Source organism: Martinezella calliandrae (assembly GCF_030272695.1).
Lineage (GTDB): Bacteria > Pseudomonadota > Alphaproteobacteria > Rhizobiales > Rhizobiaceae > Rhizobium > Rhizobium calliandrae.
Window position 1 is genome coordinate 132336 of record NZ_JARFYN010000003.1, and the last position, 12891, is coordinate 145226.

The 12891-nt window shown below is 61.6% G+C and carries 12 protein-coding genes; 6 read left to right on the plus strand and 6 right to left on the minus strand.

Annotated features, from left to right (window positions below; translation table 11 throughout):
- Window positions 1-32: 32 nt before the first annotated feature.
- From PY650_RS03615 to PY650_RS03625, 3 genes are all read right to left on the minus strand, one after another.
- Window positions 33-209 (minus strand): hypothetical protein, encoded by a 177-nt coding sequence (locus PY650_RS03615; protein WP_285877692.1) that lies wholly within the window; start codon window positions 207-209, stop codon window positions 33-35.
- Window positions 210-756: 547 nt separating this feature from the next.
- Window positions 757-2403: a SulP family inorganic anion transporter gene (locus tag PY650_RS03620; RefSeq protein ID WP_285877693.1), complete on the minus strand. Its 1647-nt coding sequence runs from the start codon at window positions 2401-2403 to the stop codon at window positions 757-759.
- Between the two features lie 91 nt (window positions 2404-2494).
- Window positions 2495-3406 (minus strand): LysR family transcriptional regulator, encoded by a 912-nt coding sequence (locus tag PY650_RS03625; RefSeq protein ID WP_285877694.1) that lies wholly within the window; start codon window positions 3404-3406, stop codon window positions 2495-2497.
- A gap of 59 nt (window positions 3407-3465) precedes the next feature.
- Here PY650_RS03625 and PY650_RS03630 point away from each other — a divergent pair, with 59 nt between their 5' ends.
- The 6 genes from PY650_RS03630 (at window position 3466) to PY650_RS03655 (ending at window position 9434) form a co-directional block, all read left to right on the plus strand.
- Window positions 3466-4440 carry a quinone oxidoreductase family protein gene (locus PY650_RS03630; RefSeq protein ID WP_285877695.1) on the plus strand — a complete coding sequence of 325 codons (975 nt, stop codon included), beginning with the start codon at window positions 3466-3468 and terminating at the stop codon, window positions 4438-4440.
- A 303-nt stretch (window positions 4441-4743) separates the two neighbouring features.
- Window positions 4744-5925: an MFS transporter gene (locus tag PY650_RS03635; protein ID WP_285877696.1), complete on the plus strand. Its 1182-nt coding sequence runs from the start codon at window positions 4744-4746 to the stop codon at window positions 5923-5925.
- Between the two features lie 158 nt (window positions 5926-6083).
- Complete coding sequence (locus PY650_RS03640; RefSeq protein WP_285877697.1) at window positions 6084-7145, plus strand: M14 family zinc carboxypeptidase; 1062 nt, start codon at window positions 6084-6086, stop codon at window positions 7143-7145.
- 101 nt (window positions 7146-7246) lie between these two features.
- On the plus strand, window positions 7247-7603 hold the full coding sequence (locus PY650_RS03645) for an ArsC family reductase (RefSeq protein WP_285877698.1): 357 nt from the start codon (window positions 7247-7249) through the stop codon (window positions 7601-7603).
- A 10-nt stretch (window positions 7604-7613) separates the two neighbouring features.
- Window positions 7614-8087, plus strand: a complete 474-nt coding sequence (ybaK, locus tag PY650_RS03650; RefSeq protein ID WP_285877699.1) for a Cys-tRNA(Pro) deacylase — start codon at window positions 7614-7616, stop codon at window positions 8085-8087.
- A gap of 93 nt (window positions 8088-8180) precedes the next feature.
- Window positions 8181-9434, plus strand: a complete 1254-nt coding sequence (locus PY650_RS03655) for an aminopeptidase (protein ID WP_285877700.1) — start codon at window positions 8181-8183, stop codon at window positions 9432-9434.
- A 3-nt stretch (window positions 9435-9437) separates the two neighbouring features.
- Here PY650_RS03655 and PY650_RS03660 read toward each other — a convergent pair whose 3' ends face one another.
- From PY650_RS03660 to xseA, 3 genes are all read right to left on the minus strand, one after another.
- Entirely contained in the window at window positions 9438-10547 is a 1110-nt protein-coding gene (locus PY650_RS03660; RefSeq protein ID WP_285877701.1) for an endonuclease/exonuclease/phosphatase family protein, read from the minus strand.
- 105 nt (window positions 10548-10652) lie between these two features.
- Window positions 10653-11249, minus strand: coding sequence for an NAD(P)H-dependent oxidoreductase (locus PY650_RS03665; RefSeq protein ID WP_285877702.1), 597 nt, complete (start codon window positions 11247-11249; stop codon window positions 10653-10655).
- Window positions 11249-12865 carry an exodeoxyribonuclease VII large subunit gene (gene xseA / locus PY650_RS03670; protein ID WP_285877703.1) on the minus strand — a complete coding sequence of 539 codons (1617 nt, stop codon included), beginning with the start codon at window positions 12863-12865 and terminating at the stop codon, window positions 11249-11251. Before xseA ends, PY650_RS03665 begins: the two co-directional genes overlap by 1 nt.
- Between the last annotated feature and the right edge of the window lie 26 nt (window positions 12866-12891).

The window sequence follows — 12891 nt, forward strand, 5'->3', positions numbered from 1 at the left end:
GCAACGTCAGCCGCATCGCTTCCGGGAGGTTATCAATATCCGCCGCCCATACCGCCACCGCCCATGCCACCACCGCCCGAGGTACCGCCGCCAGCCGGAGAGGAATGCGTCATACCGCTGCTATTGCCCTGCCCGGTGGTGGAGCAAGCGGAAATACTGAGGCTGATGAGGGCAAAAAACACCGCGGAAAAGATTGCTTTTATCAACATGTGAGGTCATTCCCTTGTTGAGAGCGGGCGCGAAATGCCCTGACTTGCGGTAAACAGCCGAGCGGGCGGTTTTATTCGGTGCCTGAACATCCCAAACGATAAATGTGGGCCGCGAGATATTCGGCCCAAAAGGCATCGAACAACACGTTCTCTCCATTCTTGATTTGTGACAAAGCGTGGGATTAGCTTGGCAGTAGGGAAGCGAGGCGCATCCGTTGGACCGAAAGGTATCAAATGTCCGACGTCAGACGAACGCAGCTTCCATTCGAGCCGACGGAACCGGAGACTCTGCCCTCAAGGACAAAATCAAATATAGGGATCGGCTCATGGTGGTATTGGGCCAAAACCATCGCTTGCTAGGCAAACCCAGACCACCCAAGCTTCGGCATGTCTCTACACATGGCTTCCGTCCGAAGCGACGAAATGACTTTTCGACCATGTTTTCAGTTTTCGACAACCGCCGCCGGTCACATGGATAGTGCGAGCGTTATGTTGGTCAATAGGCTACAAGGTCAGAACAAGCACGAATATGTCGATCAGGCCTCGCTTAAGTTGATCCATCAGAATGCATCACCGCCGCCTCTACCGCGGCAGCCGCGTCGTCGACGCTAAAGCTGCAGCGCCTGTCGAGACTAGTCATTCCGGCCGCAGCCATGAGGTCACGGGCTCGATCATGGGCACGCGCGAATTGCACGCGGATGCCGGCGGTGCGCATGGCAGTATCGAATTCCATCAAAGCGTCGAGCGCCGAACTGTCGAGATCGAAGCTTTCCTCCAGACTTAGCACCACGGCCTTCAGTCCCGTCTCTGCGCGGCTGCGCCTCAGAATTTCGCTAAGAATCGTATCGGCATTGCCGAAAAATAGCGGCTCGCCAGGGCGCCAGATAGCAATACCGGGAGTCTCCGTCGCATCCGGATGGCGGCTGACGTCAACGAAATTATGGCTGCCCCCCAACCGTCCGAGACGAGCCACATAGGGAGACGCCAATCGGTGCATCATCGCAACGAGCGCGATCGCGATCGCCAACAACATGCCGTTAAGGACGCCGAAAATCAGCACGCCCGCCGCGGCACCGAGCGCGACATAGAAATCGCGATGGAGTCGGCGAAGACGAAGGATGGGACCGGGGTCGAGTGCATGTGTCAGGGCCGCGATCACAACCGCGGCTAGCACCGGCTCCGGCAGCCGCGCGACCAACGGCTCTGCGCACGCGATGAGGATGGCCAGGCCGATTGCGGCAAAGACACCTGTTGCGCGCGTCTTCGCCCCCGCCGCTTCACTGGCGAAACCGGCCGAAAAGCCGGCGCCGACCGGCATACCCTGAACTATGGCGCTGGCGATATTAGCAAGGCCCAGCGCTCCGAGTTCGCGATTGACCTCGAGAGGATCGCCATAGCGCAGCGCCAAGCCGCGCATCGTACCCCAGGATTCGGCGAAGAGAATGAGGACGAGGGGCACGGTGAACTGCACTAGCCGCGAATAAGCCGGCCAGCCGGCATCTTGAAGCGAAGGCCATTGCGGCAGGACCTCGATCGTCCCGACCAGCCTGACACCATGGCCGGCGAGATCAAAGGCAGATGACGCAAGAATGCCGGCCGCGAGCACGAGGAAAGCGCCGGGGACACCCGGCAGTCGCTTCAGCAGCAGCAGTGCGGCCAGCGCCACGATGCCGACGGCGACGCTTGCGAGGTTCCATCGCGCGATCGCCGCGAGCAAGGCGCCAGCATAGCTCAGGATATTCGAGCCTTGCACGGAAACGCCGACGAGAATCGGCAATTGATGCAGGATGATGGTAATCGCCAGCCCCAGCGCGAATCCGCGCAGCACCGGGCGTGAGATGAAGCCCGTAATGCCACCAAGGCGTAGGGCAGCGGCGACGACAAAAAGCACGCCGGCAAGCGCGACCGCAATGGTCGTGAGGCCAGCCTTGACGGTGGCATCTCCCGGAACAACCGCCAGCGTCGCGGCAAGGATGGCGGCGGATGAGGAGGTCGGCGAGACGATGGCGAAGCGGCTGCGTCCGAAAATCGCGTAGACGAGACAGCCGGCGATACCGGCGAGGATGGCCCGATGCGGTGGCAGACCGGCGATACCCGCATAGGCGACCGCTTCCGGCAGCATCAGACCGGCAACCGATATACCCGCGATCACATCGGCTTTGTTTAATGCAGGCCAGTCACTCAACTTCGTCATCGATCAGCGACCATAGGAATCGTCAATCTGCCTAGATCTAGACCTTCGCATACAAGCTGCAACAAAAAAATAAGCGGCGGCGAACTGCCGTCTATACAACCCCATCAACCTCTCGAAGCGGACAACTTCTGCCGATCGTCTCACTGACAAAATCCATCACCGCCCGGATTGCCGGAGAGCGGCGAAGATCGGGATAGGTCACAAGCCAGAGGTCGCGCGTCGGTGACGGGATCTCCGTCTGCAGACGCGTGAGGCCGGCTTCGCCGTCGCCGAGGAAGGCGGGTAACGCCACTACGCCCAGACCGGCGCGCGCGGCTTGCAACTGGCCGAAAACGTCGCCCGCCCGAAACACGATAGGGCGACCGGCAAGCAGGCTGCGGAGCCAGGTCTGCTGGGTCAGATGATCGAGCGCCGCATCATAGCCGATGAAGACCCGACTCTCCTCGGGCGCTTTTGCAATTTCGGGGATGGCATAAAGCCCGAAACGCATGACGCCGATCCGCCGCACCAGGAGATCGCTCTCCTCCGGGCGCGACATCCGCACGGCGATATCGGCTTCGCCATGGTCGAGGGCGGCGCGGCGGGTCACGCCGGCGACCGTCAGCGTAATATCGGGATGTTCGGCGCGGAATCCGACCGCCTTCGGGGCGATGAGGTGGGCGGCAATCGAAGGCGGCGCGCTGATCTTGACGGCCGCAGAAAGCCCCGCAACGGCGCTTTTCGAATAGCGTCTGATCGCTTCGACATTGTCCTCCATACCTGCCACCAACTCGGCAATTGCCCGGCCATCAGCCGTCAACGGCGAGGTGCGCGGCCTGCGGTCGATCAGGCGCAGATCAAGCGCACGTTCCAACGCTGCAATCCGCCGGCCGACGGTTGCGTGATCGACGCCAAGCTCGCGCGCAGCCGCCGAGAGCGAGCCGGTGCGCGCCAGAGACGCGAAGTGAAGAAGATCCTGCCAATCGATCATCTGTGCATTATTGCACAGATATGGTGAGTTCATACCGAATTTATTCAGACGCACCTTTGTGATCAAAGGTGCGTTCGAAAGGAGACTACTCAATGCCAGTAGCCATCGCGATAACCAATCCCGGCACGCCAGAAACAATGAAGCTCGTCGAGCTCCCCATCACCGAGCCGGGCCCCGGCCAGGCCCGCATCCGCCAAAGCATTTCCGGCGTCAATTTCGTCGATATTTATGTTCGCACCGGGCTCTATCCCCTGCCGCCCGGGCAGACCGTTCTCGGTTTCGAGGGTGCAGGCGTCGTTGAAGCGATCGGTTCCGGCGTCGAAAACGTCAAGATCGGCGATCGCGTCGCCTATGTCGGCCATCCGCTTGGAAGCTATGCCGAAATGCGTACCCTGTCGGCTTCTCGGCTGGTGCGGCTGCCCGACGATGTCAGCGAGCGACTTGCCGGCAGCACCATGTTGCGCGGACTGACCGCCCATATGCTGCTCCACAAGGTCCATCCGTTGCGATCGGGCGAATGGGTTCTGGTGCACGCGGCCGCCGGCGGTCTCGGGCAGATCGTGACACGCTGGGCAAAGCGGCTTGGCGCCAATGTCATTGGCACGGTCGGTTCGGGTGCCAAGGCGGAATTTGCCTATGAGGCTGGCGCCGACGCCGTTCTCCTACATAATTCCGAGGATTGGGTGGACGAAACGCGCCGCATCGCTGACGGCCGCGGCGTACATCTTGCCATCGACGGTATCGGCGGCGCGATGCTTTCGCAGACGCTCGCCACGGTCCGTCCCTTCGGCACGGCCGCCAGCATCGGCCAGGCCGCCGGCCCCATTCCCCCTATCCAGCTCGAGGAATTGACCGCACCCCGGGCCATCGGTCTCGCCCGCCCGAGCGTCCTGACCTACGCCAACGATCCCGATCTCTATCGGCAGGGCACCAAAGCCCTGGTGGCGGAATTGCGGGCCGGCCTGATCAATCCGATCGGTGCGGAATACGCGCTGAAAGACGCGGCCAGGGCGCATGCCGACCTGGAGGCGGGACGAACGACGGCGAGCGTGGTGCTGACGATGTAAACTAGGGGCGAGGAAGTTTGATCATCACCTCGCCTCCCTCCCCCGCAAAGGCATTTGACACCGGGCTGGCCGGACATCGCCCAGTCCGCGTCCGCCAGCGCTCTAAACACAATCGCTTGAGCGCGCCACGTTTTTTTGCTGCAAAGCAGCAATTTCGTTGACCCGGCTGCTTGTCGCCTGATACGAAACTGACCCGTGACGTCGCGCGGTCGATGGCCGTTGTCGCCACTCCTGTCCGGTACAAACCCCGATCCGCATGGCAACAGCAAGGACACCGCACGCGGTGCCCGCAGGCGATATCTCGTGAACACTGCCTCCCAGACCATCCAGTCCAATTCGGCCCTATCCCTTCTTTCCATCGTTACGCTGACCTTCTTCGGCTATGTCGCCATCGGGCTGCCGCTTGCCGTGCTGCCGACCTATGTTGATAGCGGTCTCGGCTTCGGCGTCGTCTGGGCCGGCATCACCATCAGCGCGCAATATGTGGCGACCGTCATCAGCCGCGCGCAAGTCGGCCGCCTATGCGATCGGTACGGGCCGCGCCGTTCGGTGTTCCTCGGGTTCTTTGCCTACGGGCTTTGCGGAGCCTTGACGCTGGCGTCAGCCTTGCTGAGCGGTGTACCGGCATTGAGCCTGGCGCTGCTGCTTGTCGGGCGGCTGGCGCTCGGCGTCGGTGAAAGCTTGGTCAGTACGGCGGCGATCACCTGGGCGATCGGGTTGATGGGGGCGCGCGAAACTGTACGCATCATCTCCTGGAACGGCATCGCCACCTATGGCGGCATCGCGATCGCCGCGCCCTTCGGCGCCTGGCTGGAGGGGCAATATGGTTTCTTCGCCATGGGCACGGTGACGATTGGCCTAGCAATTACCGGCCTGATGCTGGCCCAGACGCGTCCGCCTGTGCCCGGCGTCAAGGAGAAGGGCATCGGCACGGGCCAGGTCCTCAGCCGTATCGCGCCCTTCGGCGTGGCGCTGGCGCTTGCCTCCAGCGGTTTCGGCGTCGTCATGGCCTTCGTCGCCTTGTTTTTCCATAGCCGTGGTTGGGACGGGGCTTCGCTGGCGCTAAGCGCTTTTGGTCTGGCCTTCATGGGCGTTCGCCTCGGTTTGGCTCAAGCCGTTGCCCGCTTCGGCGGCTTGCCGCTGGCGCGCGTTTCGCTGGTGTTGGAGATCATCGGGCTGCTGGTGCTGGCCCTTGCGCCTTCGCCCACCGTCGCGATCATCGGCGCAGCCCTCGCCGGAGCCGGCTTTGCGCCGATCTTTCCGGCGCTTGGGAACGAGGCGATGGCCCGCATTCCATCGCAGAACCGTGGTGTGGCGCTTGCCCTCTACTCGGTTTTCATGGATGTGGCGCTCGGCAGCACCGGCCCGATCGCCGGCCTGCTCGCCGATCATTTCGGCTACGCGGCGCCCTTCCTCCTCGGTGTCGGCGCCGTCCTGCTCAGCCTCGGCCTGATCTTGAGCCTGCGCAAGAGTGGCAGTCTGTAGAACGAGTGCAGAGACAACGGCTCTGTGAGCCCGAGCCTTTGATCTTTCCGCAAAGCAATCTCGGATCTTGCGGCCGGGACCATCCGCGCGCCGCTCAATAATCATTGCGCGAGGCGACCACGGCTTGTTATCTGACCATTACAAGCAGGAGACAGCGCATGGACATCACAGAAATTGTTATCGACGGCGACACGCCCGGGATCGCATGGCGGCTACCGGTGCTGCATTTTGCCGGCAGCAAGCCGGATGCTCCGAAGATCTATATCCAGGCGGCGCTGCATGCCGGTGAGCTGCCGGGCACGGCGCTTGCTCATTTCCTCTGCGAGCGGCTGCGGCAGGCGGAGGCCGAAGGCGCGGTTCTGAGCGATATCGTCGTCGTGCCGCACGCCAATCCGGTCGGCGCGGCGCAATCGCATTTCGGCGAGCTGCAGGGCCGCTTTGACCTGGGCACGCGCACCAATTTCAACCGCGACTTTCCGCTGATCTCGGCACGCGACCGCCATCTGCTGATCGAAAACCTGGAGCGGTACTCTGCCGCCGACCGTTTGAAACGGCAGCTCATTCACATGGCGCTTGGCGCCGATCTGGTCATCGACCTGCATTGCGATGACGAATCCGTGCAATATGCCTATATCGACGATGCCTTCTGGCCGGAGGCCGCCGACTTGGCGGCTGCGCTGAATATGGACGCGGTACTGCTGTCGGACGGCGAAAGCTCGGCATTCGAAGAGGCCGTCAGCTTTGCCTGGAAATACGAGGTACCCGGCGAGAAGATGGCAAGTTTGCCGGGAAAACTGTCTGTGACCGTCGAACTGCGTGGCACGCGTGACGTTTATCCGGAGATGGCAAAGAAGGATGCCCAAGGGCTTTGGCGTTTCCTCGCTGCCCGTGGAGCAGTGCGTGACGATAGCGTGACCCTGCCGGCCTTTACCGGGCCGGCGGTGCCGCTCGACAATGTGGAGATGATCCGCGCTCCGCAGGCCGGCACCGTGCTCTTCCACCACAACATCGGCGAACGTGTCAGCGAGGGTGATCTGTTGGCGACGATTATTACGGCGCCCGGCATGCCGGATGGAACGATCGACGTCCACGCCCCGCAAGCGGGCCTCATCGTCACCCGCGTCTCCGACCGACTCGTGCGCCGACGCGGCGACTTGATGAAAATTGGCAGCGATAGACCGAGCGCTGCCACCCGCAAGCCGGGAACGCTGGAAGACTGAGGCATCTCAGCGGAGGTCTAGGACCATCGAGCCGTCCCAGACTTTCGCTCATCTTCGCTTGCATGTTATGCGGTGGGCGCATAGCAAGAGACGGATTCGGCATGGCAATCACCATTTACGGCATCAAGAATTGCGACACCATGAAGAAAGCGCGGACCTGGCTGGACAGCCACGGCATCGCCTATGATTTCCACGATTACAAGACCGTCGGCATCGATCGCGAGCATCTGGAGCGGTGGACCGCGCAAGCCGACTGGGAAACCGTCCTCAACCGCGCCGGCACCACCTTCAAGGCGCTCCCGGAAAAAGACCGCGCAGACCTCACCAAGGGCGAGGCCATTGCCCTGATGCTGGCCCAACCGTCAATGATCAAGCGTCCGGTGCTGGAAGCTGACGGCAAATTGCTGATCGGTTTCAAACCGGAGATCTATGCGGGCGCATTCAAGGTCGACGAATAACGGGTGAATCATGTCCAAAACCACCCGCGCCACGCAAGTACTGACCCAGGCTAAGGTTGCCTTCACCGTCCATACCTATGATTACGATCCGAATGCCGAGCGCGTCGGTATGCAGGCGGCAAAAGCTTTGGGCGAAGAGCCGCACCGGGTGTTGAAGACGCTAATGGCGGAGGTGGACGGCAAGCCGGTCTGCGTGGTCGTGCCATCAAACCATGAAGTCAGCATGAAGAAGCTCGCCGGCGCTTTCGGCGGCAAGTCGGCGAATATGATGAAGCCTGCCGCTGCCGAGCGGCTGACCGGCTATCATGTCGGCGGCATCAGCCCTTTCGGCCAGAAGAAGGTGGTGCCGACGGCGATCGAGGCACAGGCGATGACGGAGACCCATGTCTACATCAACGGCGGCCAGCGCGGCCTTCAGGTGCGCCTTGACCCTAAGGACGCGCTAGCGGTTTTGAAAGCCAAAGCCGCGCCGCTCATTACCTGATCATGCCTGAAAGACAAAACTGCCTTCATTTTCACTGCAAACCGGTCTAAGTCTGTGGACCGTTCTTCCGATCCTCAGCATGCAGGTCTTGCCATGACGTTCGCCTCCCCCAACCACCATCCCGTCGATCCCGCCAAGCTGGAAAAGCTCGCCGAAGTGGCCGTGAAGGTCGGGCTGCAACTGCAGAAGGGCCAGGAATTGGTCATCACCGCGCCGATCGTCGCCATGCCGCTGGTGCGGCTGATCACCCGCGAGGCGTATAAATCCGGCGCGGGTCTCGTTACAGCTTTCTATTCCGACGAAGAAACCACGCTTGCGCGCTACGCATACGGCCATGACGAAAGCTTCGATCGCGCTTCGAACTGGCTCTATGAAGGCATGGCCAAGGCCTATGGCAACAATTCCGCGCGGCTCGCCGTCTCCGGCGACAATCCGATGCTGCTCTCCGGCCAGGACCCGGCCAAAGTCGCGCGCGCCAACCGCGCCAACTCGGCCGCTTACAAGCCAGCGTTGGAAAAGATCTCCAATTTCGACATCAACTGGAACATCGTCTCCTATCCGAACCCTTCGTGGGCGAAGCTGGTTTTCCCGGACGATCCGGAAGCGATCGCGGTCGCCAAACTTGCCAAGGCAATCTTCGCCGCCTCGCGCGTCGACGTGCCGGACCCGATCAGCGCCTGGGCCGAGCACAATGCCAACCTGCACAAGCGGTCCGCCTGGATGAACGGCCAGCGTTTTGCCACTCTGCATTTCCAGGGTCCGGACACCGATGTGAAGATCGGTCTTGCCGATGGCCATGAATGGCATGGCGGCGCCTCGGTCGCCAAGAATGGCATCACCTGCAACCCGAACATTCCGACCGAAGAGGTGTTCACCACGCCGCATGCGCTGCGCGTCGAAGGCTACGTCTCCTCGACCAAGCCGCTGTCGCATCAGGGGACGCTAATCGACAATATAATGGTTCGCTTCGAAGGCGGCCGCATCGTCGAGGCCAAGGCATCGCGCGGCGAAGAAGTGCTGAACAAGGTGCTGGATACCGATGAGGGCGCCCGTCGACTCGGCGAGGTGGCATTGGTGCCTCATTCCTCGCCGATCTCTGCCAGTGGCATCCTGTTCTACAACACGCTGTTTGACGAAAATGCCTCCTGCCACATCGCGCTTGGTCAGTGCTATTCCAAATGCTTTATTGACGGCGCGACGTTGAGCCAGGAACAGATCAAGGCCCAGGGCGGCAATTCCAGCTTGATTCACATCGACTGGATGATCGGCTCCGACAAGGTCGACATCGACGGCATCAAGCCGGATGGCTCGCGGGTTCCGGTGATGCGCAAAGGCGAGTGGGCGTAACGGTCAGATGTCCAAATCCACCCATATGGCTGCATGATCTGATGCGCCCTGTCGCTCCGTGGTGAGGTCCGGATAGACGTCCCAGCGTTTCGGTCGCGATCCCGGCCATAGGCCTCTGCGGAAGACACCGCCACGCTGAACCTTGTCGAAAAGGGTCGGTGACAGGAAGAGATAGTCGATCTTGCTGGTGGTGTTGCAGAGACCGTAGGTGCCGGGATAGCCTCCATCGTCGAAGTCGGGATGCCTAAAGGCGTCCTGCAGAGTGCTAGTGGTCAGCGGCTTCAGCGGATGGCTGTCGGGAAAGTCGTTGAGGTCACCGATCAAGGCAATGTAATCGAGGCCTTCCGTCAGTAGGGCCTCGTAGATTTCCCGTGCCCGCTTCGCCTGAGTCTTGCGGCGGGCATCGGAGGCTTGCACGCCGCCATAGCCCTTGCTTTTGAAATGATTGACCAAGACGACGAGCGTAGCGCCGGCTGGCGTGGTGACGCGATATTCGGCGCAATCGCGTGAGAAGATCAACGAACCATCGGGCATGCGGTCATCGACATGGCTGCGCATGAAGCCGATCGGGAAATTCTCGCGCGTCATAATGCCGACATCGATGCCGCGCTCGTCATTGCCGTCGATCACCATGACATGGGCGAAGGGATCGCCGCCGACCACTGGCACGATCAATGAATTGAAAGCGGACAAGACCGGCCGACTTTCAACTTCGACAATGCCCAGCACATCGGCTTTGATATCTTTCATCACACGAGCCGTGTTGCGCATCGCCTCTTCATCCACCGGCTCTTCCCGCAACTCCAGCGAGCCGACCCAATCGGCGCGGCCATTGGCGACAATGACGACGCCGCCGGTCTTCGGCCGCGTCAATAGCGCGCCACGATTGCGGCGGAGAAGAACAAAGGGACCGGTATCGCTCCTCTCCAATCCAAGCGCAATAATCAGCTCCGTCATCTTCCGTTTGTCGGCTTCACTGTAGCTCACCTGGCCAAGCAGGCCTTCAAGCGCCGCGAACTTCTCCAGGATCGGGCGCCCTTCCTCCCAGCTATCGAGATTCATCGCCTTGGCGCGATCGAATAGGTTTTCAACATTATAAGAGGCCAATCTCATCGTATGGTCCTCCCAAAAAAACATGGCGTTAGAATAACATAACGTCGCGAAAACCGCATATCAGCCGAATTGGTTGCGGATGGGATACCGTCGGGATTAGTTAGGTCAGAGTGAGAGGGCGGCCATGGTATTCCTGATGCGAGCGAGATGGGCGAGACGCCTGGCTTGGCTGATCCGATCCATGTCATGCAGGGTCAACATACGGAAATCGAGCCGCTTGGAGCAAAAGGCGGCGATGCCGCGTTTCAAAAGGCGGCGCACTGGATTGCCCATATAGAGATGCACCACCCACCAGGGTGAACCGGTGGTCGTCAGCGCCCAGAACAGGCGAATATTGCTCAACTGGGGCACGATACGACCTCCGGCGGAATCATGGCGGAAAGCGATGCCGGGAGCAAATGCGCGATCGAAAAAGCCCTTGAGAATGGCCGGAAAATTGAACCACCATTGCGGAAAGACCAGCACTAGCCCATCAGCCGCCTGAAGCCGGGCAACAATTTCTTCGACGGCGGAGGTATCATAGGGCTGGTCGAAATAACCGCGCCGCTCCGCTTCGGACAGGCGAGGGTCGAAATTCTCGCGGTAGAGATCGAGCAGATCCACCTGATGTCCGCCGGCGACGAGCGTCTCCTCAGCCGTTTTCGCCACCGCTGCGGCGAAGCTGTCCTCCAGCGGATGGGCGAGGACGAGCAGGATGCGCATCAGAACAGGCTGCCCTGCTTTGGCGGATCGGCGGCGGCAGCCGGTTTCGCGACCCGCTTCTTGTGCGACGGAGTGCCTTCTGGAGGTTTCGCGAGCGATGGAGCGGCGGGGATGTCTCCAGTGACTGCACCGATGCGACCATCGGCGAATTCGACCGAGATCGCGACACCTGTGGCAAGGGCTGCGGCCACGGAAACCGGCCGGTCCGCGTCGTCGCGAACGACGGCGTAGCCGCGCTTCAGCACATTCTTGTAGGACAGGGACTGCAGAACCCGCTCCTGGGCCACCAGCTCACCCCGCAGCCTTGCGAGCTGGTGGCGTATCGCCGTATCGGCGTGACGGGAAAGGCTGCCGAGATGATCGCGGGCGCGGCCGGTCTGCGCCGCCAGCCGCGAAGGCAGCGTGGCAAAAACGGCGTCGGCACGACCAATACGGGCGCGGCCACGATCGATCATCCGCTCGACGGTGCGTTGGGCGCGACTCATCCGGTCGCTCAGCATCTGCCGCCGCTCGACGATACGGCTCGAGAGCACATCGGGCCGCAGATGCGACGCGGTGCGCTCGAAGGCGCGGCGTTTGTTCAACGTATTCAGCTCCAGCCCGCGGCCCAAACCGGCGGCGGCCTCATCGAAGCGACGGCGCGGCAGGCCGAGAAGCTGGTCGAGCGATGGCAGCGCCCTCAGCAGCGCACGTATCGCCTGCCGGCGTTGATCCATTTGCCTGCCGACACTGCCCTGCAGGCGGGCGGCAAGGCTTGCGAGCTGCGCCTCGAGTTCAGCCTTGACCGGTACGGCCATTTCAGCGGCGCCGGTCGGCGTCGGCGCCCGAACGTCGGCGGCATAGTCGATCAACGTCCAGTCGGTCTCGTGACCGACGGCGGAGATCAAAGGGATCTCGCTTGCCGCCGTGGCGCGAACGACCGCCTCGTCATTGAAGCTCCAGAGATCTTCCAGACTGCCGCCGCCACGGGCGACGATCAGCACGTCGGGACGGGGAACGGGACCTCCGGGCGCAAATTCGTTGAAGCCGCGGATGGCGTTTGCCACCTCGTCACCCGACCCCTCCCCTTGCACCTTTACCGGCCAAACAAGGACATGCACTGGGAAACGATCGGAGATCCGGTGCAGGATGTCGCGGATGACAGCACCCGTCGGCGAGGTGACGACACCGATCACCTTCGGCATGAAGGGAAGCCGTCGCTTGCGGCCTGCCTCGAAGAGGCCTTCCGCACCGAGTTTGCGCTTGCGTTCCTCCAAGAGGGCCATCAGCGCACCGGCGCCCGCCGGTTCCAGCGTTTCGATGACGATCTGGTATTTCGAGGATCCTGGGAAGGTCGTCACCTTGCCGGTGGCAATCACCTCCATCCCCTCTTCGGGGCGGAATTTCAGTCTGGAGAATGTACCTTTCCAGATCACCGCGTCGATGCGGGCTCTGTCGTCCTTCAGCGAAAAATAGGCATGGCCGGAAGAATGGGGCCCGCGATAGCCGGAGATTTCGCCGCGCACACGCACCTGATCGAAGGCGCTCTCGACGGTACGTTTGATCGATCCGGACAATTCCGAGACAGAATATTCCGCGAGATTCGTGGGCGAATCATTCTCAAAGAAGCTGCTCATAGGGTCCTTTTATCCGAAGTTGCGGC

Coding starts and splice junctions, on each gene's coding strand:
- PY650_RS03660 (WP_285877701.1), bottom strand. CDS start 10,547: ATGAGATTGGCCTCTTATAATGTTGAAAACCTATTCGATCGCGCCAAG.
- PY650_RS03655 (WP_285877700.1), top strand. CDS start 8,181: ATGACGTTCGCCTCCCCCAACCACCATCCCGTCGATCCCGCCAAGCTG.
- PY650_RS03630 (WP_285877695.1), top strand. CDS start 3,466: ATGCCAGTAGCCATCGCGATAACCAATCCCGGCACGCCAGAAACAATG.
- PY650_RS03645 (WP_285877698.1), top strand. CDS start 7,247: ATGGCAATCACCATTTACGGCATCAAGAATTGCGACACCATGAAGAAA.
- PY650_RS03640 (WP_285877697.1), top strand. CDS start 6,084: ATGGACATCACAGAAATTGTTATCGACGGCGACACGCCCGGGATCGCA.
- PY650_RS03615 (WP_285877692.1), bottom strand. CDS start 209: ATGTTGATAAAAGCAATCTTTTCCGCGGTGTTTTTTGCCCTCATCAGC.
- xseA (WP_285877703.1), bottom strand. CDS start 12,865: ATGAGCAGCTTCTTTGAGAATGATTCGCCCACGAATCTCGCGGAATAT.
- PY650_RS03625 (WP_285877694.1), bottom strand. CDS start 3,406: ATGAACTCACCATATCTGTGCAATAATGCACAGATGATCGATTGGCAG.
- ybaK (WP_285877699.1), top strand. CDS start 7,614: ATGTCCAAAACCACCCGCGCCACGCAAGTACTGACCCAGGCTAAGGTT.
- PY650_RS03665 (WP_285877702.1), bottom strand. CDS start 11,249: ATGCGCATCCTGCTCGTCCTCGCCCATCCGCTGGAGGACAGCTTCGCC.
- PY650_RS03620 (WP_285877693.1), bottom strand. CDS start 2,403: ATGACGAAGTTGAGTGACTGGCCTGCATTAAACAAAGCCGATGTGATC.